General features: G+C 61.6%; 22 protein-coding genes. 6 read left to right on the plus strand and 16 right to left on the minus strand.

Annotated elements, in window-relative coordinates; all coding sequences use genetic code 11:
* Positions 1-234: 234 nt before the first annotated feature.
* From DES49_RS04460 to DES49_RS04505, 10 genes are all read right to left on the minus strand, one after another.
* Complete coding sequence (locus tag DES49_RS04460) at positions 235-1,161, minus strand: DUF368 domain-containing protein (RefSeq protein WP_133735190.1); 927 nt, start codon at positions 1,159-1,161, stop codon at positions 235-237.
* A complete protein-coding gene (locus DES49_RS04465; protein WP_133735191.1) occupies positions 1,158-1,814 on the minus strand; it encodes a protein-L-isoaspartate(D-aspartate) O-methyltransferase in 657 nt (218 codons plus the stop codon). The genes DES49_RS04460 and DES49_RS04465 overlap by 4 nt, the downstream gene beginning before the upstream one ends.
* On the minus strand, positions 1,815-2,564 hold the full coding sequence (surE, locus tag DES49_RS04470) for a 5'/3'-nucleotidase SurE (protein ID WP_133735192.1): 750 nt from the start codon (positions 2,562-2,564) through the stop codon (positions 1,815-1,817).
* Positions 2,561-3,529: a tRNA pseudouridine(13) synthase TruD gene (truD, locus tag DES49_RS04475; protein ID WP_133735193.1), complete on the minus strand. Its 969-nt coding sequence runs from the start codon at positions 3,527-3,529 to the stop codon at positions 2,561-2,563. The genes surE and truD overlap by 4 nt, the downstream gene beginning before the upstream one ends.
* Positions 3,526-4,020: a 2-C-methyl-D-erythritol 2,4-cyclodiphosphate synthase gene (ispF, locus tag DES49_RS04480; protein ID WP_133735678.1), complete on the minus strand. Its 495-nt coding sequence runs from the start codon at positions 4,018-4,020 to the stop codon at positions 3,526-3,528. Before ispF ends, truD begins: the two co-directional genes overlap by 4 nt.
* Positions 4,020-4,751, minus strand: a complete 732-nt coding sequence (gene ispD, locus DES49_RS04485; protein ID WP_133735194.1) for a 2-C-methyl-D-erythritol 4-phosphate cytidylyltransferase — start codon at positions 4,749-4,751, stop codon at positions 4,020-4,022. Before ispD ends, ispF begins: the two co-directional genes overlap by 1 nt.
* Positions 4,752-4,774: 23 nt before the next feature.
* Positions 4,775-5,047, minus strand: coding sequence for a cell division protein FtsB (gene ftsB / locus DES49_RS04490; RefSeq protein WP_133735195.1), 273 nt, complete (start codon positions 5,045-5,047; stop codon positions 4,775-4,777).
* A gap of 33 nt (positions 5,048-5,080) precedes the next feature.
* Positions 5,081-6,379 carry a phosphopyruvate hydratase gene (eno, locus tag DES49_RS04495; protein WP_133735196.1) on the minus strand — a complete coding sequence of 433 codons (1,299 nt, stop codon included), beginning with the start codon at positions 6,377-6,379 and terminating at the stop codon, positions 5,081-5,083.
* A 229-nt stretch (positions 6,380-6,608) separates the two neighbouring features.
* The gene (kdsA, locus tag DES49_RS04500; protein ID WP_133735197.1) at positions 6,609-7,454 is read right to left on the minus strand and encodes a 3-deoxy-8-phosphooctulonate synthase; all 846 of its coding nucleotides are present in this window, start codon (positions 7,452-7,454) and stop codon (positions 6,609-6,611) included.
* 30 nt (positions 7,455-7,484) lie between these two features.
* On the minus strand, positions 7,485-9,113 hold the full coding sequence (locus tag DES49_RS04505) for a CTP synthase (RefSeq protein WP_133735198.1): 1,629 nt from the start codon (positions 9,111-9,113) through the stop codon (positions 7,485-7,487).
* Between the two features lie 161 nt (positions 9,114-9,274).
* Between DES49_RS04505 and DES49_RS04510 the strand changes: the two genes are divergently transcribed.
* Together DES49_RS04510 and DES49_RS04515 are read left to right on the plus strand one after the other, a co-directional pair.
* On the plus strand, positions 9,275-10,321 hold the full coding sequence (locus DES49_RS04510) for an SO_0444 family Cu/Zn efflux transporter (RefSeq protein ID WP_424955223.1): 1,047 nt from the start codon (positions 9,275-9,277) through the stop codon (positions 10,319-10,321).
* Positions 10,305-10,490, plus strand: a complete 186-nt coding sequence (locus DES49_RS04515; RefSeq protein ID WP_133735199.1) for a hypothetical protein — start codon at positions 10,305-10,307, stop codon at positions 10,488-10,490. The genes DES49_RS04510 and DES49_RS04515 overlap by 17 nt, the downstream gene beginning before the upstream one ends.
* Here the strand turns inward: DES49_RS04515 and DES49_RS04520 are convergent.
* Positions 10,483-12,141 (minus strand): FAD-binding dehydrogenase, encoded by a 1,659-nt coding sequence (locus tag DES49_RS04520; protein ID WP_133735200.1) that lies wholly within the window; start codon positions 12,139-12,141, stop codon positions 10,483-10,485. The genes DES49_RS04515 and DES49_RS04520 overlap by 8 nt on opposite strands.
* Before the next feature lie 101 nt (positions 12,142-12,242).
* On the minus strand, positions 12,243-14,066 hold the full coding sequence (locus DES49_RS04525) for a monovalent cation:proton antiporter-2 (CPA2) family protein (RefSeq protein ID WP_166645986.1): 1,824 nt from the start codon (positions 14,064-14,066) through the stop codon (positions 12,243-12,245).
* A gap of 167 nt (positions 14,067-14,233) precedes the next feature.
* Here DES49_RS04525 and DES49_RS04530 point away from each other — a divergent pair, with 167 nt between their 5' ends.
* Positions 14,234-15,229 (plus strand): LLM class flavin-dependent oxidoreductase, encoded by a 996-nt coding sequence (locus DES49_RS04530; protein WP_133735202.1) that lies wholly within the window; start codon positions 14,234-14,236, stop codon positions 15,227-15,229.
* Between the two features lie 91 nt (positions 15,230-15,320).
* Complete coding sequence (locus tag DES49_RS04535) at positions 15,321-16,982, plus strand: sensor domain-containing diguanylate cyclase (protein ID WP_133735203.1); 1,662 nt, start codon at positions 15,321-15,323, stop codon at positions 16,980-16,982.
* Positions 16,983-16,996: 14 nt separating this feature from the next.
* Here DES49_RS04535 and DES49_RS04540 read toward each other — a convergent pair whose 3' ends face one another.
* The 3 genes from DES49_RS04540 to DES49_RS04550 form a co-directional block, all read right to left on the minus strand.
* On the minus strand, positions 16,997-17,641 hold the full coding sequence (locus tag DES49_RS04540) for a DUF6064 family protein (RefSeq protein WP_133735204.1): 645 nt from the start codon (positions 17,639-17,641) through the stop codon (positions 16,997-16,999).
* A gap of 4 nt (positions 17,642-17,645) precedes the next feature.
* Entirely contained in the window at positions 17,646-18,578 is a 933-nt protein-coding gene (locus DES49_RS04545; RefSeq protein ID WP_133735205.1) for an aldo/keto reductase, read from the minus strand.
* A 67-nt stretch (positions 18,579-18,645) separates the two neighbouring features.
* Positions 18,646-19,422 carry a hypothetical protein gene (locus tag DES49_RS04550; protein ID WP_243864892.1) on the minus strand — a complete coding sequence of 259 codons (777 nt, stop codon included), beginning with the start codon at positions 19,420-19,422 and terminating at the stop codon, positions 18,646-18,648.
* A 329-nt stretch (positions 19,423-19,751) separates the two neighbouring features.
* Between DES49_RS04550 and DES49_RS04555 the strand changes: the two genes are divergently transcribed.
* Together DES49_RS04555 and DES49_RS04560 are read left to right on the plus strand one after the other, a co-directional pair.
* Positions 19,752-20,414 (plus strand): AbiTii domain-containing protein, encoded by a 663-nt coding sequence (locus DES49_RS04555; RefSeq protein ID WP_133735206.1) that lies wholly within the window; start codon positions 19,752-19,754, stop codon positions 20,412-20,414.
* Between the two features lie 59 nt (positions 20,415-20,473).
* Positions 20,474-21,067, plus strand: coding sequence for a GNAT family N-acetyltransferase (locus DES49_RS04560; RefSeq protein ID WP_133735207.1), 594 nt, complete (start codon positions 20,474-20,476; stop codon positions 21,065-21,067).
* 1 nt (position 21,068) lies between these two features.
* Here the strand turns inward: DES49_RS04560 and DES49_RS04565 are convergent, their stop codons facing one another.
* Positions 21,069-22,241 (minus strand): fatty acid desaturase family protein, encoded by a 1,173-nt coding sequence (locus DES49_RS04565; protein ID WP_133735208.1) that lies wholly within the window; start codon positions 22,239-22,241, stop codon positions 21,069-21,071.
* Positions 22,242-22,251: the final 10 nt, after the last annotated feature.

The following is a 22,251-nucleotide window of genomic DNA, read 5'->3' on the forward strand; positions in this document are numbered from 1 at the left end:
AATGTTTTTTTGATACCCAAAAAATCTTAAAAATTGACCAGAACATGAATTTTCTCCGGTAACCCGCTCTTTTATCTGAATAAATTTTGGGCGATTCGGGGTTACATGATTAAGGCCGGTGTTACCTGGGGGAACACTACCGGTAACAGATCACACGGATTCTGTGAGCTTTCTCCCGGGGTTACATCTTTTCCTTAATACACGATTCGAGGAGTTGCCCTTTTCTTCCGGAGTCTACTCTGCCGGAACCGTGACGTCAGATCCAGAGAAGCGCTCAAGGAGCATGACCAGACCAATCCCCGCCAGCAGCACACCACCAACAGCAAGCAGTTGATGGGGCTCACCGGTCACTTGAGCATAGTGCAGAGGACCGAGATTGTCGTGAACCAACGCGCCGGAAGGCATGACGCGCCAGGGCCAGAGGTTGGCAAGGGAGCCCAGCATGATGCCCGCCAGGACAGCCAGCGTGGCGCTGGGATAACGGTCCAGGGTTGCCGAAACCGCACGCGCCATGGCCACGAGCCCAAGGGCGCAGCCAATGGCGAAGATGGCCAGAATGGCAAGGTCAGCCCCCCTGATGGCGGTCAGGACCGGCTCATAGAGCCCCAGCAGGAGAAGGATGAAACTCCCCGAGATACCGGGCAGGATCATTGCGGAAATCGCGATAAAACCGGCGCCAAACGCAATCAGCGGGGTGAGGGTCAGGGTGGCGGGCGTCAACTGGGTAATCCCCCATGCCACAAGCGCACCCGCTGCAAAACCGGCAAAAGCCGGCGCTCGCCAGTGCGGAACCTGACGGCCTACATGAATGATGGCGCCCACGACCAGGCCAAAGAAAAAGCCCCGCACCAGGCGTTCATGATGCTCAAGCAGGTACCCGATGCCGTGAGCCAGGCTGATTACGCTGATCAGGATGCCGGTCAGAAGCAGAAGCAGGAAAGCACCATCCACGCGGCGGAACGCCTCAGGGATGCTGCGCTGGCGCACCAGGATCACGGCCGCTTCCGGAATCCGTCCAAGGGCATGGAGAAGGCGCCCATAGATGCCCGTAATAAGCGCCATGGTCCCGCCGGAGACGCCGGGCACAATGTCGGCCGCCCCCATCACGCAACCCCGGGCGACGATTCCCAGCGGGGACTGCTTTCCCGTGCCGTCGGTCATCGCACCACGCCACCGAGCACGGGGACGAAGCGCACCGGTTCGATCTCGTGGCGTTCGAAGGTGTCACCGCGACGCGTTATGGAGGTCAGCATCTGGGTCTCATAGCCCAGGGGGGCCACCATGGTTCCACCCTCATCCAGTTGCTTGAGGAGTGTTTCCGGAACACCGCCCGGGGCTGCTGTGAGAATCATCCCGTCAAACGGAGCAGCATCCGGCCAGCCCTGACTGCCGTCACCCAGGCGCAGATGCACATTGCGGTAACCCAGGCGCTGAAGCCGCTCGCGGGCCTGCTTATGCAGCGCCCCGATCCGCTCGATGCTGTAAACCTCCTCCACCAGCTCTGCCAGGATTGCCGCCTGGTAGCCCGACCCTGTGCCCAGTTCCAGCACCCGTCGTGCCCCCGCCTCCATCAGGATTTCGGTCATACGCGCCACAACATAGGGCTGAGACAGCGTCTGCTGATGGCCAATCGGCAGCGCTGTGTCCTCATAGGCGCGGTGGGACAACGCCTCATCGAGGAAGATGTGGCGAGGGACCCTGGATATGGCATCCAGAACCTCGAAGCGCTCGATGCCTTCTTCCCGGAGACGCTCCACCAGCCGCATACGTGTCCGCTGGGAGGTCATACCGATACCCTGGAGTTCCGTATTCATTTACAACCCGTCTTTCAACCAATCACTCAGACTCTGGAACGTATCATAGTGCGTCATATCCACCTTTACAGGCGTAATCGACACATAACCTTCCCGTATGGCATGGAAATCGGTTCCGGGGCCCGCGTCATCCTCATCCCCGGCGGCGCCGATCCACATCATCTCACGTCCGCGCGGACAGGAGACCCGCTGGGGCAGCTCACCACGTCCACGGTGCCCCAGGCGGGTGATCTGGACCCCCCGCAATTCCTCCCACTCCACATCGGGCACGTTAACATTCAGTACCGTTCGGGGCGGCACGGCAAGCGGATCGGGGCGGCAAAGCAGGGCCCTGACCACACGCGCCGCTGTCTCGAAATGCCAGTTTCCCCGGTTTGCCAGGGAGACCGCAATGGGCGGATGCCTCAGCAACCGACCCTCAACGGCAGCGGCCACGGTTCCCGAGTAGAGGATATCGTCGCCCAGGTTGGAGTGGGTATTGATGCCGGAGACCACCCGATCAAATTCGATATCGAACATGTCCCCGATACCCAGGTGGACACAGTCGGTAGGGGTGCCGTCAATCGCCATAAACCCGTTGGGCAGCTCGGTGGCGGACAGGGGGCGGGTCAGCGTCAGGGCATTGCTCGCCCCGCTGTGATCCCGGTCGGGCGCGGAAACCCGCAGCTCACCCAGATCCAGGAGCGTCTCATAGAGCGCCTGGAGCCCCGGAGAATGCACACCATCATCGTTGGAAAGTAGAAGTTTCATGAGTTCCGGACGTCGTCGTCAATAATCAGTAGTTCATTCAGCACGGCGGTTGCGAAAGCGCCCCTGGGCAGGGTAAACGCCAGGAGCACCGAGTCGCCATCGTGATCCAGAGCGCAGTTTAGCGGTTTCACGGCGAGCGCGCGACGTGCCGACTGCATTCTGGTGGCCCGGAACAGCGCCATGAAATGCGGATAGTCACCGGCAAACGCCAGCTCCCGTCCGGCCAGGGGCTCGCCGGCCCCACAGGCATCATCACCAAAGAGCGGGCCGGAGGGTTCGGATTCCGGCTCACCTTCCGTCACCTCCTGCCAATCCCCGGCCCGGAGTCGCTGTTCCAGCCATTCATTGAAGAGCCAGCTGCGTGCGGCGGACAGCAGCATCCCCGAGCGCGCCCGCTTGCGCGGGTTGCGCAGGGCGTCCGGGTTGAGCTCGGCAGCCGCGTCCAGATTCCCCCCGTTCCAGCCAAACCGCTGTGGCCCGAAGTAATTGGGGCACCCCAGTTCTGCCACCTGGCGCCAGCGCTCCGCCAGCGCCGCCCGGTCGGCATCCAGGGAGCGCACGCGGATACGGAAGTGATTGTATTCATGTTGGCCCCGGCGCAGCTTGCGCTCGTGGCGATGCTGGTCGCGGACCCGCCAGCGCTGGGACACCCGGCCGATGAGGGTCCGCTCCCGCTCGGCTGGACAGGGAACACTGAACCACTGCCGGGTAATGGCCTGGCGGTCCTTGCGGCCGCAATAACCCACGTCATGGTCGCGACACCCGGCGAACTCCGCAATGAGGCGCGCCACATAGTCCGTATTGTCCCCGTCCTTCTCCAGGTACAGCAGCAGGTGTTCACCGGTACCGGTGGGCTCCCAGCCGAGTGCTTCAGCGACCTCGAAGTCCGCGTTCTCACACCGGACACGGCCCTGCCCCGTCGGACCACCCCAAGCCCGATCCCATTCCAGTTTCCATGCACTCACGAGGGGGATTGATCCGCTTTAAGGCTTTCGACAAGACAGACCGCCTGGGCCGCAATGCCTTCCTCGCGACCCACGAACCCCAGTCTCTCGCTGGTGGTTGCCTTCACACTCACCTGCTCCGGGTCCACGCTCAGGTCCTCGGCGAGGTTTCGGCGTATGGCCTCTACGTGCTCGGCCATCTTCGGTGCCTGTGCAATCACGGTCGCATCCAGGTTGACCAGGCGATAGCCGCGCATCCGGACCTGTCGATACACCTCCCGCAGCAGGGACCGGCTGTCCGCATCCCGCCAGTGCTGATCCGTATCCGGAAACCAGTGGCCGATATCACCCAGCGCCACCGCTCCCAGCAGGGCATCGGCGATGGTGTGCAGCAGCACATCACCGTCGGAATGGGCGCGGAGTCCATGGTCGTGGGGAATACGAACACCCCCGATGACCACGTGATCGCCCTTTTCAAACGCATGGACATCAAACCCCTGCCCAACTCGAATCATGCACCGCTCTCCAGTTGTTGATCGTGCTGTTGCAGTATCCAGGCGGCAAACGCCAGGTCGCCCTCATGGGTTACCTTGATGTTATCCGCCCGCCCGCGGATCACGCGCGGGCTAAGCCCCAGGGCCTCCACGGCCGAGGCCTCGTCGGTAACATCAATCGCCCTGTCCCGGGCCTGGTCCAGGGCGCGACAGAGTACGCCATAGGGGAATAACTGAGGCGTCAGGGCCCGCCACAGGTATTGTCTGTCCCGGGTTGCGACAACCCGTCCGGCGTCGTCAACTTCCTTGACCGTATCCGTGATCGGCGCTGCCAGAAGCCCGCCCGCCTGGACGTCGGCCACCTCCCCAATCAGGCGGTGGATATCAATGGCGGTGACACAGGGCCTGGCAACATCGTGAACCAGCACCGGGTCATCACCGCGCGCACTCATGGCCGACAGGCCCGCTCGCACTGATTCCGCCCGGGTGCTGCCTCCTGTACAGGCCTGAATCTGCGGGTTCAAGGCGCTGCGGGAGGATTGCCACCACTGATCCCCGGGATGCAGGGCGACATAGACAGAGGCGGACGGAAGCGCCAAAGACAGCCGATCAAGGGTGACATCCAGAAGGTAATCATTGCCCAGTAACTGATACTGCTTCGGACGGTCGCCCCCGGCGCGGGCGCCAACACCCGCGGCGGGAACGATGACGGTGAGGTCCGCTGAAAATCTGCGATCTAGTGCCGACATGTCAGGCCCTTCCCTGGAGGGACTCAGGGATCGACCACCAGGAAGAAGGTCTCATCCTCACGGACCATGCCGAGATTGACCCGGGCACGCTCCTCGATGGCCCTTGACCCATCACCGAGGTTGTTCACTTCGGCAAAGAGCTCGGCATTACGGGCTTCCAGCCCAGCGTTGATCTCCTTCTGCTGCTCGATCTGCTCATGCAGGTCCCAGGCCTGGATGAGGCTGTTCTCGCCCGTCCAGAGCCGGACCTGCAGCAGCAGGATCAGCACAGCCATAATGCCCCATAACCACTTCATGAGTGACCACTCTCCCAGTGGGCCCAGGGCGTATCAGTCGCCCTGCCCTTTGATTTCGGAACGCCCGCGGTAAAGCGCACGCTCGCCCAGCTGTTCTTCAATGCGCAACAGCTGATTGTATTTAGCCACCCGGTCCGAACGACAGAGGGAGCCGGTCTTGATCTGCCCGGCATTGGTTGCCACCGCCAGATCGGCAATGGTCGTATCCTCGGTCTCGCCGGAACGGTGGGATATAACCGCAGTATAGCCAGCATCCTGTGCCATGCGAATTGCGTCAAGTGTTTCGGTGAGACTTCCGATCTGGTTGAACTTCACCAGTATGGAGTTTGCGACGCCCTTCTCGATACCTTCCTTGAGGATGCGCGTGTTGGTGACGAAGAGATCATCGCCCACCAGCTGGACACGATCGCCCAGCCGCTCGGTCAGGGTTTTCCAACCATCCCAGTCGCCCTCGTCCATGCCGTCCTCGATCGAGAGGATCGGGAAACGGTCGCACAGGCCCGCCAGGTAATCGCTGAACTCGGCCGCGTTGTACTGTTTGCCCTCGCCCTTGAGATCGTAGACGCCATCGCTGAAGAACTCGGATGAGGCACAGTCCAGTGCCAGGGTGACGTCGGTGCCGAGCTTGTAGCCGGCGCCTTCCACAGCCTCGCGGATGACCTCAAGCGCTGCTTCGTTGGAGGGCAGGTTGGGGGCGAAGCCGCCTTCGTCGCCTACGGCGGTGTTCAGGCCCTTGTTCTTGAGGACCTTCTTGAGACTGTGGAACACCTCGGCGCCGCAACGCAATGCTTCTCGGAAGCTGGGCGCGGAGACGGGCTGGATCATGAATTCCTGGATATCCACGTTGTTGTCGGCGTGTTCACCACCGTTGAGGATGTTCATCATGGGCACGGGCATGGAGAAGCGGCCCGGGGCGCCGTTGAGTTCGGCGATGTGTTCGAACAGCGGCTTGTTGCGCGCGGTGGCCGCGGCCTTGGCCGCTGCCAGGGAGACGGCGAGGATGGCGTTGGCGCCGAGCTTCTGTTTGTTGTCGGTGCCGTCGAGTTCGAGCATGACGTTGTCGAGGGCGCGCTGGTCGGTGGCGTTAAGGCCCTTGAGGGCGTCGCGGATGGGGCCGTTGACGGCGCCGACGGCGGTCTGGACGCCTTTGCCGAGGTAGCGGTTGGGGTCTTTGTCGCGCAGTTCGAGGGCTTCTCGGGAGCCGGTGGAGGCGCCGGAGGGGGCGCAGGCGCTGCCGATTTCGCCGGTCTTGAGGATTACGTCGGCTTCTACTGTGGGGTTGCCGCGGGAATCGAGGACTTCGCGGGCTTTCACGTCTGCTATTGCTGTCATCCGTTCAACCTCTTTTATCAGTGAATCAACGGTCGATTCATTTCAGTTTCAAGTAGATGGTGACTCAGTGCAGGAGTGGTCGGGGACCGCTTTCCGGGAATCGCCACAAGTACGTCCCTGTAGGCTGCCCTCCGCCATCCATGGCTCCGGAGCTTCCCGGAAAGCGGTCCCCGACCACTCCCCAATCATTTCTGCAATCCGCCCAAAAAAGCGAGGACCGTAACTTTTCTCAGGCGGTATCCAACGGTTTAAAGCTTTTTATCAGGTCATCCAGTTGTTTCAGCTGTTCCAGGAAGGGTTCCAGCTGGTTGAGGCGCAGGGCGCAGGGGCCGTCGCATTTGGCCTGGTCCGGGTCTGGATGGGCTTCCAGGAAGAGGCCGGCGAGGCCCTGGGAGAGGCCGGCTCGGGCCAGTTCGGTGACCTGTTCGCGGCGGCCGCCGGCGGAGTCTGCCCTGCCCCCGGGCATCTGGAGGGCGTGGGTGACGTCGAAGAAGACGGGGGCGCCGAGTTTTTTCATTTCGCCGAAGCCGAGCGTGTCGACGACCAGGTTGTTGTAGCCGAAGCTGGTGCCGCGTTCGCAGAGGATGACGCGGTCGTTGCCGGCTTCTTCGCACTTGCTGATGATGTGGCTCATTTCGTGCGGCGCCAGGAACTGGGCTTTTTTGACGTTGATGGCGGCGCCGGTCCGGGCCATGGCTACGACCAGGTCGGTCTGGCGGCTGAGGAAGGCGGGGAGCTGGATGACGTCGCAGACTTCCGCCGCGGGCGCCGCCTGGTGGGGTTCGTGGACGTCCGTGAGGACCGGGATCTGGTAGCGGGTGCGGATTTCTTCCAGGATCGCGAGGCCCTTCTCGAGGCCGGGGCCCCGGAAGGAGTGCATGGATGAGCGGTTGGCCTTGTCGAAGGAGGCCTTGAAGACGTAGGGGATGCCGAGACGCTGGGTGGCGTCGTGGTAGGCGTGCGCCACTTCCAGGGCGAGGTCCCGGGATTCGAGTACGTTCATGCCCCCGAAAAGCGTGAAGGGGCGGTCATTGGCGATGGTCAGGTCGGCAATGTCGATGCTGGCTCTGGGCATGTCGCAACTCCCTGTACCTTGGTTGATGTGTCAGGGCTCACGGTGATGCTTGAGAGCCGCGCCCACGAATCCCTCGAAAAGGGGGTGCCCGTCACGGGGTGTTGACGTGAATTCCGGGTGGAACTGGCAGGCCACGAACCAGGGGTGATCCGGCACTTCCACGATTTCCACCAGTCCGCCGTCCCCGGAGACGCCGGCAACGCGCAGCCCCGCGTCTTTCAGTCGCGGCAGCAGGTTGTTATTGACCTCGTAACGGTGACGATGGCGCTCCCGGATCAGTTCCCTGCCGTAACAATGATAGGCAGTGCTGTCCGCCACCAGGCGGCAGTCCTGGGCGCCCAGGCGCATGGTGCCGCCCAGGTCCGAGTCTTCCGCCCGTTCCTCGACCTCACCGGATTCGTTGACCCATTCGGTGATCAGGCCCACCACGGGGTACGGCGAGTCCTTGCGGAATTCGGTGCTGTGGGCGCCGGAGAGGCCGGCAATATTGCGGGCATACTCAATGACGGCAACCTGCATGCCCAGGCAGATCCCGAGATAGGGGATCATTTTTTCCCGGGCGTAGCGCACGGCGCTGATCTTGCCTTCCACGCCACGCTCGCCAAAGCCCCCGGGAACGACGATGCCGTCCACGCCTTCAAGCGCGTCGGTACCATCACGCTCGATATCCTCGGAATCCACATAGGTCATGTTGACCTTGGTCCGGGTCTGCAGGCCGGCGTTGTTCAGGGCTTCTATGAGCGACTTGTAGGCATCCAGCAGTTCCATGTACTTGCCGACCATGGCGATGGTGATTTCCTGCTCCGGGTTCTGCTCCGCATCGAAGACCCTGTCCCACTCGGACAGGTCCGCGGGCCCGGCCTCCAGGTTGAACCGGTCAACAATCAGCTGGTCCAGGCCCATTTCGTGCAGAACCCGGGGAACGGCGTAGATACTGGGGGCGTCGCAGAGCGGAATGACGGCGCGCTCCTCCACGTTGGTGAAGAGGGCGATCTTGCGGCGCGAGGGGGCGTCCACCTCGTGCTCAGAGCGGCACAGCAGGATGTCCGGCTGCAGACCGATGGAGCGCATCTCCTTCACGGAGTGCTGGGTCGGCTTGGTCTTGATTTCGCCGGCCGTCGCAATATAGGGGACGAGGGTCAGGTGCATGAAGAGTGCGCGCTGCGGCCCCACTTCCACACGAAGCTGACGGGTCGCCTCAAGGAAGGGCTGGGATTCGATGTCGCCCACGGTGCCACCAATCTCGACAAGGGCCACGTCCACATTGCCCGCGCCTTCCACGATGCGGCGCTTGATTTCATCGGTAATATGGGGAATGACCTGGACGGTACCACCAAGGTAGTCGCCACGGCGCTCCTTGCGGATGACCTCCTCATAGACACGCCCGCTGGTGAAGTTGTTGCGGCGGCTCATGGTCGTTCGGATGAAGCGCTCGTAGTGGCCGAGGTCCAGGTCCGTCTCCGCGCCATCATCGGTGACAAAAACTTCACCGTGCTGGAAGGGACTCATGGTACCCGGATCAACGTTGATGTAGGGGTCCAGCTTGAGGATGGTTACCGTCAGCCCGCGGGCTTCCAGAATCGCCGCCAGCGAAGCGGATGCAATACCCTTCCCGAGCGAGGACACAACCCCGCCGGTGACAAAAATATAGCGCGTCATGCGAATCCCGTATTTGCCAGGTTGCCTGTTATGAGGAGGGAGACGACGTCTCAAGATGGGATGACAGACTACCAGAAAGGGATGCCAGGCTCAATTTACGGAATCCGGTCTCCCAATCCGCAACACCATATCACCCCATCCTGCGGTACACTGACACTATGATGATGATCCCTGAAGCCATCCTGGAACTGACGCTGCTGGCCGCGCCCTGGCTGCTTTTTGGGCTGATTGTGGCGGGTCTGGTCAAAGGCCTGGTCCCGGAACGCCTGATCCAGCAATGGCTCAGCGGCACCGGTTTCATGCCGATCCTCCGGGGAGCGGTGCTGGGCCTGCCCCTGCCCATGTGTTCCTGCGGGGCGATTCCCACGGCCCTTACGCTCTATCGCGGCGGTGCCGGACGGGGACCGACAACCTCCTTTCTGGTCGGAACGCCGGGCGCTGGTCTCGATTCACTGTCGATAACACTGGCGCTCATGGGGCCATTCATGATGGTGGCACGAGCAGTCGGAGCCGTTATTGCCGCGGTCACTACCGGCCTTCTCACCGCCATGAGCCCGTCATCGCCCCGGGCGGTGACAGCGGCATCAGCAGAATGCGGCGGCTGCAGCGACGACAGCTGCGACACCACCCAGGATACCGGTGCCGCACCCGGGCTGCGTTACGGGCTGCGCTACGCCTTCTCGGATATGCTGGACGACATCAGCCTCTGGATTGTTATCGGCCTGGCCGTGGCCGGAATCCTGATGACGCTGACCCCGCCCGAGGGGCTGGCCGTGCTCGGCAGCGGCATTGGGCCCATGTTGCTGATGGCGGTAATCGGTATACCACTCTATCTTTGCGCAGCAGCCACGACGCCTGTCGCAGCCGCATTGATGCTGGAAGGGCTCAGCCCCGGAACGGCACTGGTCCTGATGCTGGCCGGCCCTGTCACCAGCCTTGCCACCCTTGCGGTTTTCCGGCGTGAAATGGGCCTCCCCGCCCTTGGATTCTATCTGACCGGCATCATATTGAGTACTGTGGGCGTTGGTCTGGCGACGGACTGGCTCATTGGGGTACTGGATCTGGACATCCTCACATCCGTGAGCGCTGTTCAGGAATGGGTGCCCGCTGCTGTTGAATGGTTAGCGCTCGCCATTCTCGTTATTCTTGGTATTCCAAAGCTGAGGCGCTACTTGATGAAGGAGGAGCCCGATGACTGCTGCGACTGAACACCCAAAAGACCCGCACCAGGGGCAATCCGGGGAAGCAAGACGCTACCAGGTCAGCCGCAACCGTGGTTCCGCCCGACACCGCATCCGTTACGTGGAAAGCGGCGGCGCCATCGAGACGGACGATGGCTGCCCACTTTGCAAAGCGGAACCAGAGCCCGCTAAATAACCGCCTTCGCTGCGGCACGCCCGGCATTACGTCCTGAGAACAGGCAGCCGCCCAGGAAGGTTCCTTCCAGCGCCCGGTAGCCGTGCATGCCCCCGCCGCCAAAGCCTGCCGCCTCACCCACAGCGTACAGGCCCGGCACAGCCTCACCCTGCTCGTTCAGCACGCGGGCCTCAAGATCGGTCTCGAGCCCACCCAGCGTCTTGCGCGTCAGTATATTGAGCCTGACGGCGATGAGCGGGCCATGAGCCGGGTCCAGTATCCGGTGGGGTTTGGCCGTGCGCACAATCCTATCGCCCGTAAAACGCCGGGCGTTGTGCATAGCCATCACCTGAAAGTCCTTGGTGAAGTCGTTGTCTAGCTCCCGGTCCCGGGCCTCGATCTGGCGCCGTATATCGGCGGGGTCGAGCAAATGGTCACCACTGAGCTCGTTCATGCCCCTGACCAGGTCCTCGATGTTGTCCCGGACCACGAAGTCCGCGCCATGCTCCTTGAAGGCCTCGACGGGCCCGGTGCCCTTCTTCCCGAAGGGGCGCTTCAGGGTCTGCATCCAGCTCTTGCCGGTAATATCCGGGTTCTGCTCCGAGCCCGACAACGCGAACTCCCGCTTGATGATGCTCTGGTCCAGAATGAACCAGCTGTACTCGTAGCCACTGGCCTGGATATGCGCGAGTTGCCCCAGGGTATCGGAACCGGGGTACAGGGGCGCGGGGAACCGGCGTCCTTCAGCATCGAACCAGAGCGAGGAAGGACCGGGGAGAATACGGATGCCGTGCATCGGCCAGATCGGATCCCAGTTCTGGATGCCCTCGACGTAATGCCACATGCGGTCACGGTTGATGATGCGCCCACCGGCCTGTTCAGTGATGCCCAGCATGCGCCCATCCACATGGGCCGGCACCCCGGAGACCATGTGCTTCGGGGGCTTCCCAAGGCGCTCTGGCCAGTTTTTGCGCACCAGATCGTGGTTCCCCCCGATACCTCCGGAGGCCACGATCACTGCCTGGGCGCGATACTCGAATTCAGACTGCTCGTTCCGATTGCTCTCCACCCCACGCTCAGAGTGGTCATCCGCCAGGACCATGCCCCGGACCCCATCAATATGCCCGTCGGTGGCAAGAATCTCGTCAACGCGATGGCGGAAAAGGAAGCGGATCAGCCCCTCGCGCTCGGCCTCCCGGGCCCGCCGCTCAAAGGGCTCCACGATCCCCGGGCCCGTGCCCCAGGTAATGTGAAAGCGTGGCACCGAGTTGCCATGCCCGCAGGCGTCATAGCCGCCGCGTTCTGCCCAGCCGAGCACGGGGAAAACCCGGTGGCCCATCTCGCGCAGCCAGGCGCGCTTCTCTCCAGCGGCGAAGTCCACATAGGCCTCGGCAACACGCCGGGGCCAGTAGTCCTCCTCCCGATCAAAGCCCGCGGTTCCCAGCCAGTCCTGCCAGGCCAGTTCCGGCGAATCCTTGATGCCCATGCGGCGCTGTTCCGGCGAGTCCACGAAGAGTAGCCCGCCGAGCGACCAGAATGCCTGGCCGCCAAGGTTCTGTTCCGACTCCTGCTCCACGACCAGGACCCGGCGCCCGGCATCGGCCAGTTCCGTTGCTGCCACCAGGCCGGCAATACCGGCCCCTACAATGATGACGTCCGCCTGTTCCGCCATACCGTCTCCGTTCTGTCACTGCATTATTGTTGTTGATAAGGGGGTAACAGTAGGCGAAAGCGCGGACTTTGTTAAGCCTTGGGCGAGCGGCCCGGTCGCGGTCAGGTATCGGGTTGGTGAAGGCCTTCCGGATCGATGGATTCCGCCTCGTCGGATTCGAACAGCCCCTCCAGCTCGTCGATGATCTCCTGGTCGCTGGGATTACGGCTGCCCTCTTCCTGGTGGATCGCGTAGTACTTGCGCAGCTGCTCTTCGTCATGCTGACGGAAATGCTCCACGGACTCCCTGGCTTCCTCCTCGTCCCAGCCGAAAATCTGCAGGAGCTGCTCGCCCATATTAAGACTGCCCGCCAGCGTCTCCCGGGTTATGACCCGGCACCCCAGGTCCATAAGGCGCCATACATGCTGGCGGTTACGGGCCCGGGCATAAACCGGCACCCAGGGAAAGTTGCGCCGGATATGATCCACGATCCGCATGGAGTATTCCGCATTCTCAACGGCCACGATAATGGCCTCGGCATCCGCGGCACCCGCGGACTTGAGCAGATCCACCCGGGCCGGATCCCCATAATAGATGCGGTGACCGTAACGCCGGATAAAGTCGACCTGCAGCGGGTTGGAGTCCAGGGCCGAGAAGGGAATATTGGCACTGTGCAACAGCCGGCCGACCATCTGCCCGAATCCACCGAAACCACAGATCAGGACCTTGGGTTTTTCCTCGTCCTGGTCCACGGCGTCGTAGGGGCGATTATCAATGACGTCGCTTGCAAGCAAGGGATCCACCACCCTGCGATTGAACAGTACGGTAAAGGGCGTGGCCGCCATGGTCAGGATTACTACCGCAATCAGGACATCCGTTGTCATTTCCCCCATCACGCCATAAACGGCTGCCATCGAGAACAGGATGAACGCCAATTCGCCCCCCTGGGGCATAAGCGCCGCCAGTGCCCTCGACGAACGCCCGTCCATACCGCCTGCCCGCCCCGTGGCATAGATCAGTACCATCTTGAGTACCAGCACCGCCCCGGTAATCCCAAAGATCAGGCCAGGCATATCCGCCAACATATGCAGATCCGCGGACATGCCAACGGACATGAAGAAAAGCCCCATGAGCAGCCCCTTGAAGGGCTCAATGGAGACGTGGATCTCGTGCCGGTACTCGGAGTCGGCGAGCAGGACACCAGCGAGGAAGGCGCCAAGCTCCATGGGCATACCGGCCATCTTGAGGATCTGGGACACGCCCAGAACAATCAGCAACGCGGTTGCCGTGAAGGTTTCCCGCGCGCCCACCCTGGCGACCGTCCGGAATACGGGGCGAAGCAGGTAATGGCCACCGACAATAACCGCGACCAGCACGGCCAGGGTGCGGACAATGGCCAGTGCCACGTCGCCGGGCGACATGGAGGCACTGCTGCCCTCGCTCATCAGCGGAATGGCCGCCAGCAGGGGAAGCAGCGCAATGTACTTGAACAGCAGCATGGCAAAGGCGCTGCGCCCATGGGGAGAGGACATCTCGTTGTGCTCGGCCAGCACCTGCATGGCAAAGGCCGTTGAGGAAAAGGAAAGACCCAGCCCGACTATCAGCGACGCCTGCCAGTCAAGCCCAAAGCTCCAGAATGCGACCAGGCCGATCGGCAACGCGCAGACGAGAACCCCTGCCATGCCCAGGCCGAATATGTTGTGGCGCATCACCCAGAGGCGTTGTGGGGCCAGCTCCAGGCCCACCAGAAAGAGCAGCAGTACCACGCCGATCTTCGAAAACTGCAGCATGCTCTCAACGTCATCAATGACGCCAAAGAGCGACGGCCCCATGACAACACCAGCGACCAGATAGCCCAACACCGCCCCAAAACCGAGCCACTGGAAAACCGGGACTGCAATCACCGCGGCCAGCAGGAACAGCGTTACTTCGAGCAGGAAATCCAATTCACGCACTCCTTACCCTGTAATTCGGGCCTCATAAGGGGCCACGCTGGAAACAGGGGCATACTACAGACGCAGAGTCCCCTTGCGAAGAGGACAGTTTCCACAGTTATTGCCGGAAATGTAACCGCCGGGATACCCTTGGCGGACACACAGAAGACGGAGCTACTATGCAGGCCTACTCCCTGCTTGACCTGGCCCCCATCAACCAGGGGAGCACCGCGCGCGACGCCCTCCTCAACGCCCTGGACCTGGCCCGACATGCCGAGACGCTTGGATACAGGCGGTTCTGGATGGCGGAACATCACAACATGACGGGCATCGCCAGCGCCGCAACACCAGTGGCGCTGGGTTTCATCGCCGCCGGCACGGAGCACATCCGCGTGGGCGCGGCCGGAATGATGCTGCCCAACCACGCGCCTCTGGTGGTTGCCGAGGAATTCGGCACCCTTGAGGCCCTCTATCCCGGCCGTGTTGATCTGGGCCTGGGACGGGCGCCGGGTACCGATCAGGAGACGCTGAGGGCCCTGCGCCGCGATCATACCGCCGCCAACCGCTTTCCCCAGGACGTTGAGGAACTGATCCATTACCTGGAGCCGGTCCAACCAGGGCAACGGATCCAGGCTGTGCCGGGCGCAGGGACACGGGTTCCGGTCTGGATTCTTGGTTCCAGCCTTTTCGGTGCGCAGCTGGCCGCGGCCATGGGGCTGCCCTACGCCTTTGCCTCCCATTTCGCACCGGATATGCTGGATGAGGCGCTTCAAGTCTATCGCACCCAGTTCCAGCCCTCGCGCTTCCTGGAGACCCCCTATGCGGCGGCGGCCATCAATGTCTTTGCCAGCGATGACGAAACCGAGGCACGCCGGCTGATGACCTCCATGGAACAGCAGTTCATTGCCCTGACGCGTGGCACCCCCGGCCCCCTTCAGCCGCCCGTTGATGACCCGGACAGCCTTGGCAATGCCGCGGAACGGCGCATGGCACGACACGCTCTCAAGGAGTCGGCCGTGGGCACCCCCCGGCAGGTTGATTCCTGGATCAATGGTTTCCTGGAGAGGACCGCCGCGGACGAGATCATTGTGACCGGCCAGATCCACGATCATGAACCACGAAAACGGTCTTTCGAGATTGCGTCAAGGGCGCTCGAGCATCACCTGAAACAATGAAACCCCGTCACAAACTGTGACTCAACACTGAGGACAAAGCTGCTATCGTGACTTTCAGCAAGGACTAGCCTATTTCCGGGAGTATCCGCCCATGGGTGCCTCACTGTTTGCCCGAATCCAGCAACGGACACGCTTGCTCCGCCGCGCTAAGGGCCAGGGGTCCTCAGCCCCCTATGTGGTGATCGCCGGCATCAGCAGCATCCTGATCCTGCTGTTGCTCACGATGCTGACCACCTACGCCGTACTTGAGGTAAAGACAGGCCTCAGGGCCTATGTCACTGGCGAAAGCCTGTGGTCCAAGGGGCGCCAGGATGTGGTGTTCTACCTGGATCGCTACATGGAAACCGGAAGGCCCGAGGATCTGGAACGGGCCAAGGAGGGAATTGCCGTTCCCATCGGCGACCTCAACGCACGCCAGGCCCTGCAGGCCTCTCCCCCTGATCCATCCAAAGCGAGGCGTGGTTTTCTGCAGGGCGGCAATCACCCGAACGACGTCCCACGCCTCATCTGGCTGTTCCAGAACTTCTCGCATGTCAGCCACATGCGCAACGCGGTTACCATCTGGCAGGAAACGGACCCCTATATTCTGCGGCTTCAGGAAATAACCAACCTGCTTGAGCACGGAGCGATTACGCCAGAGCAGATCGACGAATTCCAGTCGGAACTCAATACCCTGAATGCCCGCCTGCATGAACTGGAGACCGATTTTCTGGAAAGCCTTGGTGCTGCGGACCGCTGGCTCAACCGGATGGTGTTCATCAGCGTGGTAGCCACATTGGCGCTGGCTGGCATCCTGACCATGTGCCTGGTCTGGTGGGCAGCGCGCCGCCTCGAACGCTCGGAGCGCCAACTACGCAATACACTTGAACACGCCGGTGTCGGGATGGCCCGTATCGGCCAGAATGGGCTGATCCAATCGGCCAATACACGTCTCTGTGACACATTCAGTCTTACCGGAGATGACCTCATTGGCGCGCCGCTGTCGACACTCATGGAATACCCCGTATCACTGCCCCAAATCCGTGACGAGCTGGAAGGCGGGCGCAGGGAAGTCACCATGGACAGCGCCTGGAATGGTCCGGACAGTCGGCAGCTGTGCCTGCGCTACACATTCAGCACCATGAATAGCCATGGCAAGCGTCCTGCCGATCTGATCCTGGTCGTAGAGGATGTTTCCGAGGAACAGACGCGCGTCGCCGAACTGACCTATGAAGCCACTCATGACGCACTCACGGGCCTCATCAACCGGCGGGACTTCAAGCGACGGCTGAACATGGTTCTGGACGCGTGCCAGACAGAGCACTCAAGACACGTCCTGTGCTTCGTGGATCTTGATTACTTCAAGGAAGTGAACGATTCCTGCGGCCACGCGGCGGGCGACCAGTGCCTTATCCAACTCTGCCAGATCCTGCGCATGCAGTTACGCGAAGGCGACGTGCTCGCCCGTCTCGGCGGCGATGAATTCGCACTGATCCTGAACTATTGCCCCCTGAACGCAGCCCAACGGATCGCGGAGCAGATTCGCCGCAACGTGGCCGCCTTTGAGTTCCACTGGAACAACGACACCTTTCAACTGAGCGCCAGCATTGGACTGGTCGAGCTCAGCAGCCTCCAGATGAATGCCTCCGCCATTCTTCATTCCGCCGACAAGGCCTGCTACGAAGCCAAACGCGCGGGCAGAAACCAGGTCTACGTGATGGACCCGGAGGAACTCGAAAAGGCACTGGAAGCGGGAAATCCCGGAACCGAATGATGCCATGACAGACGTCACCGATTCCTGAAAGGAAGACTCAAAAGAAAAATCAGCACAGCCACGATATTGACGAGCCCTGGCGCCCATCCCAGCGCCCACCAGGTTGCGCCGCTGTACAGACACCAGATCACAGGGATCGGCACTAACAGCCATGGAACCCGCACTGGTACCAGCAGCAGCCCCAGGGTAAGCATGGCCGTCGGGTCCGGCGCAGTGCCCGCGAGTTCAAGCCCGGCCCAGGAGCGACCGGTCAGCGGCCCCAGCAGGGGGTAGAGAACGAGTGCAAACCCCATCAAACCGGCGCCGATCATGGCCCGCACCCCGGAGGTGCCAGGCAACCTGCCGCGGGCGCCGGCAATCAGCACCAGTAAGCCCTGCAGGACGAAGGCCCAGCCGAAGTACGGACCGGCCCAGTTGAGCTCAGCATGGAAGTAAAACTGGAAAACGGCGGCCACCCAGAACCAGCAGAGGGCCATCAAAACGGCGGCACTGAGGCCACGCCCCCGCCATAGAAGGAACGGTGCAATGACTGCCGCCGCGAACACCGGCACCTGCCAGGGCCAGACCGCTTCGTTCAACCGCTCAAAAAGCCGGAAATACACTTCCGGCGTCATGGGGATAAACTGGCTGACAGTGTAGGTATCCAGTTCGCCGAGCATGGGCCTAGACCGAGTCGAGTGCGTCGATCATACGACGGCGCATGGCCGCGTCCGGTAACGCCCCACGAGCCGCCCCCATGTTCTCGCGCATATGCTCAACCTGTGTCGTCGCGGGGATGGCGCAGGTAACCGCCGGGTGGGAGACAATGAATTTGAGCAGGAGCTGGGGCCAGTTATGGCAGCCAATTTCACCCGCCCAATCCGGCAGCGGGACATTACGTCCCTGGAGGCGGTTGATCAGGTATCCGCCCTCAAAGGGGCGGTTGGCAATGACCGCAATGCCCTTATCACGGGCAAGCGGCAAGAGGCGTTGCTCCACGTCCCGGTTGGCGAGGCTGTAGGTGAGCTGAACAAAATCAATATCCTGGCTTTCCAGGATATGCTCGATTTCCCGGTGACGCCGGCCATGGGAAGTGGTAATGCCGATATATCGCACCTTCCCTTCGGCCTTCATGGTCTTCAGGGTTTCCAGATGGGGCTCCCAGGAAAGCAGGTTATGCACCTGCATCAGGTCAATGGTATCCAGGTTCCATCTTGAGGCGGTCTGCCTGAACTGCTCCCGGGTTGCCTCCCCATCCCGGGTCCAGACCTTGTCCGCTGCGAACAGTCCGCCATCATTACCCAGCTCATCCAAAGCATGGCCAAGCACTTCCTGCGAGGAACCGTACATGGGCGAGGAGTCCACTACTTCACCACCATTGGCGAAGAAGCTCTCCAGGACCCGTGTGCGGTCAGCGCGCAACTGGGGATCGCTGCCAACGTTAAAGGTCTGCCAGGTGCCCATGCCAATCACCGTCAGCGCCTCATCGGTGCCGGGGATCGGCTTACGGATAGGTTCAGAAGGCCTGGAATCGACAGCGCCCAGTGCCGGGAAGGCAGCAAGGGCTGCCCCCGCGCCCATGATTTCCAGCAGTTGTCTCCGTGTAACGGGTCTCATCGCATTCCCCGGATCCGGTTGAATCCAGCACTTTCTACCGGAGTACGCGACAAGGCCCGATTCCGGTTTACTGGACTTTCAGCGTTGTCCTGTCGACGCCAGTGTTGCCATTGTGTGGGTCATAGGCATGAACTGTCACCTCATAGACACCCGCCTCATCCACGGGAACCTCACCCTCGAAGTGACTCGCCTTGCCGGCATAGTTCATGGACTGTTCGGCCACCGTTTCACCGTCACGCGTCACGGTCATGCCAACCTCATAACGGTTGGCATCCCAGAGCCCATCGGGCGTAATGGGGCAGCCACACATCATCATCACGTTCGCGGTTACCTTGACGCTGTCCATTTCAGCGCTCGACCAACCTTGGGCAGCAGCCGGCTCAAGAATATTGACAACAAAGCCCGGCAACTCAATCACCCAGCCATCACCCACGGACAGGTCACCGCCCGGGATTACCCATTGGGTGGCGCTGGCCCTGTGAGCGGCCTGGGGCTGACCGAGTGGCCCGTAGACTTCCGCCTCGACCAGGCGCGGCTCTTCCAGGTCAAGGGTGGTTTCAAAGGAGGCCGCCGAGTCATCCGCCATGAGGATCCTGCGACCACCGTCCTTGTGCATGATTTTGCTGGTATCACCGGTGCCCCCGGCGGTGACGCCTTCACTGAGCAGTTCACCGGTGTGTGCGTCACGGAGCGTAACCCGCATGCCCCCCATACTCGTTCCGATGAACTTGGCATCCTTGCTCAATACCCGGATGGTGATGTCGGTGTCTTCCGCCGTTGCTGAGCCCGCCACTGCCATCAGCAGCGCCGTCGCCAGACCCATGATGATTGACCTGAATCGCATAACCCGTCCTCCCAATGATGTGTCGGCCTTTTTCCGGAAACAGACCCTATCCCCGTCAACATTAAGAGCCCAAAGGTATTTAGACAACACTAATTTAGTATTTTCTTTCCACAACAGCAGGCCCCGAATGGAACGCCCCGATGGCCCTACTGACAATGTGTTACAGATAATCAACATCTGTCCAGTTGATTCCCCTCCCGGCCTTACCTAGCGTGGTTTTATGATGTTCATTACATCTTGCTAAACGCAGAACGCAAACCAACAACAAGAACGAAAGGGTCCGCCACCCCCTGGCCGGGCTCGATCGCCAGACAATAAGGAGACATGTCATGGGAGCACCTGTTGATTCACTGGAACAGCGCGTCAGGGATGCCCAGGACCCGCTGGAGGAGGTCCTGCCCGCATCAATCACCCTCGCGCTGATGCTCCGCAACCGTAAGATGGGCAACTGGCTGCAGAACGAATTCGCCGGTTACAGCGAGGACGCGGAGCTGCCCGACTACCGGCTGGACCTCCCCGGTCACCTGATGACGCGATCGCCCCAGTACGGCTGGATACCGGCTCCGGTCAGCGAGGAACAGAACCGGAAGGAAGCGCACATGGACCTGAGGGACGGTCTCCGCAGCCTGGAGAAGACCTGTCTCCGCTACCGCAAGGACAGCTTCATCCAGCATGCCCTCTCCGCCGACGAAATGCGTGAACTGCAGACAAGGATCAACCTGTCCACTGACCTGTCGATTGCCATCAACCGCGAGACCTACTCCGACCTGCTGCGCCTGATCCGCGCGACGGTCTACCTCTGGGCCCTCGACCTCATTGAGGCGGGCTTAGGCGGCGAGCGCAACTCTTTCAATACTTCAGAACGGGAGCAGGCGGCCGCCATGGATGATCCCGAGCACTACTGGAAACGAGCCATGGAGGAGTACGCGGGCCTGCCGGTCCCAGGCATACGCCAGGCCGGTGTGCTGGAGCGTTTCTTCGGCAACGCCTGATCAGGTAGGATCCATTCCCGGATAGCACTGATTCATCAGCCTCCGGGAGGCAACAGCGAATGGCAGTACGGCTCGAACGTGTCAGCGGTGACGCAATCCGCCCCTGGGTCCGGCAGGTCGCCGATCTCAGGATCCGGGTCTTCCGTGAATGGCCCTACCTCTATGACGGTGACATGGCCTACGAGGAGCAGTACCTGGACACCTACGTCCAATCACCACGCAGCGTCCTCGTACTGGCACGGGATGGGGAACAGGTGGTGGGTGCCGCTACAGGGCTGCCACTGGAGGACGAGGAAGAGGCCTTCATCCAGCCATTCGTGGACCAGGGTTATGATCCCGCGAGCATCTTCTACTTCGGGGAATCCGTGCTGTTACCGGAGTACCGGGGACAGGGAATCGGCGTGCGCTTTTTCGGGGAACGTGAAGCCCATGCCCGTGAACTCGGCGACTTCCGTTTCTGCTGCTTCTGTGCGGTTGAGAGACCGTCGGATCATCCGCTGCGACCGGAAGGCTACCAGCCACTGGATGACTTCTGGAAAAAGCGGGGTTACAAGCCCGTGCCGGAGCTGCGGACCCATTACCCCTGGAAGGACATCGACCAGGCCGAGGAGACGGCCAAGCCGATGAATTTCTGGATGGGCGAACTGCGCTAGATCAGGCCGCCGCAGAGAGCCTGTTGCTCACGCGGTTGCGCAGGCGGCTGACCAGGGAGCGGGTATTGTCCTGGTTTACCACCTGGCCACCGTCCTCGTTGAATTCCGGGAACAGCCGCTCGCGCATCCGGTCCGGCAGCGAGAACGCCGCCACGCGCTTGACGACGGTCGCGTACTGGCGCGGCAGACTCGCCGAGTTGTAGTGCAGGCCGTACTTCTCGCAGACGGCCTGGACCTGCGGAGAGATCTCGGGATAACGGTACGCCGGGATATCCGGGAACACGTGGTGCTCGATCTGGTGACTCAGGTGCCCGCTCAGGGTGTAGACCCAGCCCGGACCGGTGAAGTTGCTGGAACCGGTGAGCTGGCGCAGGTACCAGTGGCCACGGCTCTCGTTCTCGCACTCTTCCTCGGTGAAGCTTTCCGCGTCCTCGGTGAAGTGGCCGCAGAAGATCACGCTGGAGGCCCAGAGGTTGCGGATCAGGTTGGCGCCGACGTTGCCTGCGATCACGACCGGTGCTACGGGCAGCGTCAGTACCGGAAAGAACACATAGTCCTTGAATACCTGACGGCCGCCCTTGCGGGCAAAATCCCGAAGGAACTCCGCCTTCTCCCGGAGCGTTACATCGCCACTGCGCAGGTTCTCGAACTCCAGCTCGTGCACGCCAACACCCCACTGGAAGAAAACGCTCAGGTTGATGAAGTTGATCATCTGCAGAAGATGCTTGGGCTGCCAGGGCGTTTCGTCTTCCAGGCGCAGCACCGCATAGCCGTAATCCCGGTCCTTGCCGATGATGTTGGTATAGGTGTGGTGCTCATAGTTGTGGGTCCGCTTCCACGAATCAGCGGTACAGATGGTGTCCCACTCATAGGTCTGGGAGTTGAGCTCCGGGTCGTTCATCCAGTCGTACTGGCCGTGCATCACATTGTGGCCGATCTCCATGTTCTCCAGGATCTTGGCGAGCCCCAGGGAGGTCATACCGGCCAGCAGGAACGGCGGGATGATGCCCAGGGGCATCATGGCCCGGCCACCGAATTCGAGGGTCCGGTGCAGGCGGATGATGCCCCGGATGTGGTCGGCGTCACGCTGGCCCAGATCGGCCATCTGTTCATTGCGGATCGCGTCCAGATCCGCCGCGAGATTTTCAAGCTGGTCTTCGTCGAGCTTCTGCATGGTGATTCTC

It is taken from the genome of Halospina denitrificans (assembly GCF_004364635.1).
Classification (GTDB): domain Bacteria; phylum Pseudomonadota; class Gammaproteobacteria; order Pseudomonadales; family Oleiphilaceae; genus Halospina; species Halospina denitrificans.

Coding starts and splice junctions, on each gene's coding strand:
- ftsB (WP_133735195.1), bottom strand. CDS start 5,047: ATGAAGTGGTTATGGGGCATTATGGCTGTGCTGATCCTGCTGCTGCAG.
- DES49_RS04515 (WP_133735199.1), top strand. CDS start 10,305: ATGACTGCTGCGACTGAACACCCAAAAGACCCGCACCAGGGGCAATCC.
- DES49_RS04560 (WP_133735207.1), top strand. CDS start 20,474: ATGGCAGTACGGCTCGAACGTGTCAGCGGTGACGCAATCCGCCCCTGG.
- DES49_RS04555 (WP_133735206.1), top strand. CDS start 19,752: ATGGGAGCACCTGTTGATTCACTGGAACAGCGCGTCAGGGATGCCCAG.
- DES49_RS04565 (WP_133735208.1), bottom strand. CDS start 22,241: ATGCAGAAGCTCGACGAAGACCAGCTTGAAAATCTCGCGGCGGATCTG.
- surE (WP_133735192.1), bottom strand. CDS start 2,564: ATGAAACTTCTACTTTCCAACGATGATGGTGTGCATTCTCCGGGGCTC.
- ispD (WP_133735194.1), bottom strand. CDS start 4,751: ATGTCGGCACTAGATCGCAGATTTTCAGCGGACCTCACCGTCATCGTT.
- DES49_RS04535 (WP_133735203.1), top strand. CDS start 15,321: ATGGGTGCCTCACTGTTTGCCCGAATCCAGCAACGGACACGCTTGCTC.
- eno (WP_133735196.1), bottom strand. CDS start 6,379: ATGACAGCAATAGCAGACGTGAAAGCCCGCGAAGTCCTCGATTCCCGC.
- DES49_RS04465 (WP_133735191.1), bottom strand. CDS start 1,814: ATGAATACGGAACTCCAGGGTATCGGTATGACCTCCCAGCGGACACGT.
- kdsA (WP_133735197.1), bottom strand. CDS start 7,454: ATGCCCAGAGCCAGCATCGACATTGCCGACCTGACCATCGCCAATGAC.
- DES49_RS04550 (WP_243864892.1), bottom strand. CDS start 19,422: ATGCGATTCAGGTCAATCATCATGGGTCTGGCGACGGCGCTGCTGATG.
- DES49_RS04530 (WP_133735202.1), top strand. CDS start 14,234: ATGCAGGCCTACTCCCTGCTTGACCTGGCCCCCATCAACCAGGGGAGC.
- DES49_RS04460 (WP_133735190.1), bottom strand. CDS start 1,161: ATGACCGACGGCACGGGAAAGCAGTCCCCGCTGGGAATCGTCGCCCGG.
- DES49_RS04520 (WP_133735200.1), bottom strand. CDS start 12,141: ATGGCGGAACAGGCGGACGTCATCATTGTAGGGGCCGGTATTGCCGGC.
- DES49_RS04545 (WP_133735205.1), bottom strand. CDS start 18,578: ATGAGACCCGTTACACGGAGACAACTGCTGGAAATCATGGGCGCGGGG.
- DES49_RS04540 (WP_133735204.1), bottom strand. CDS start 17,641: ATGCTCGGCGAACTGGATACCTACACTGTCAGCCAGTTTATCCCCATG.
- DES49_RS04510 (WP_424955223.1), top strand. CDS start 9,275: ATGATGATCCCTGAAGCCATCCTGGAACTGACGCTGCTGGCCGCGCCC.
- DES49_RS04505 (WP_133735198.1), bottom strand. CDS start 9,113: ATGACGCGCTATATTTTTGTCACCGGCGGGGTTGTGTCCTCGCTCGGG.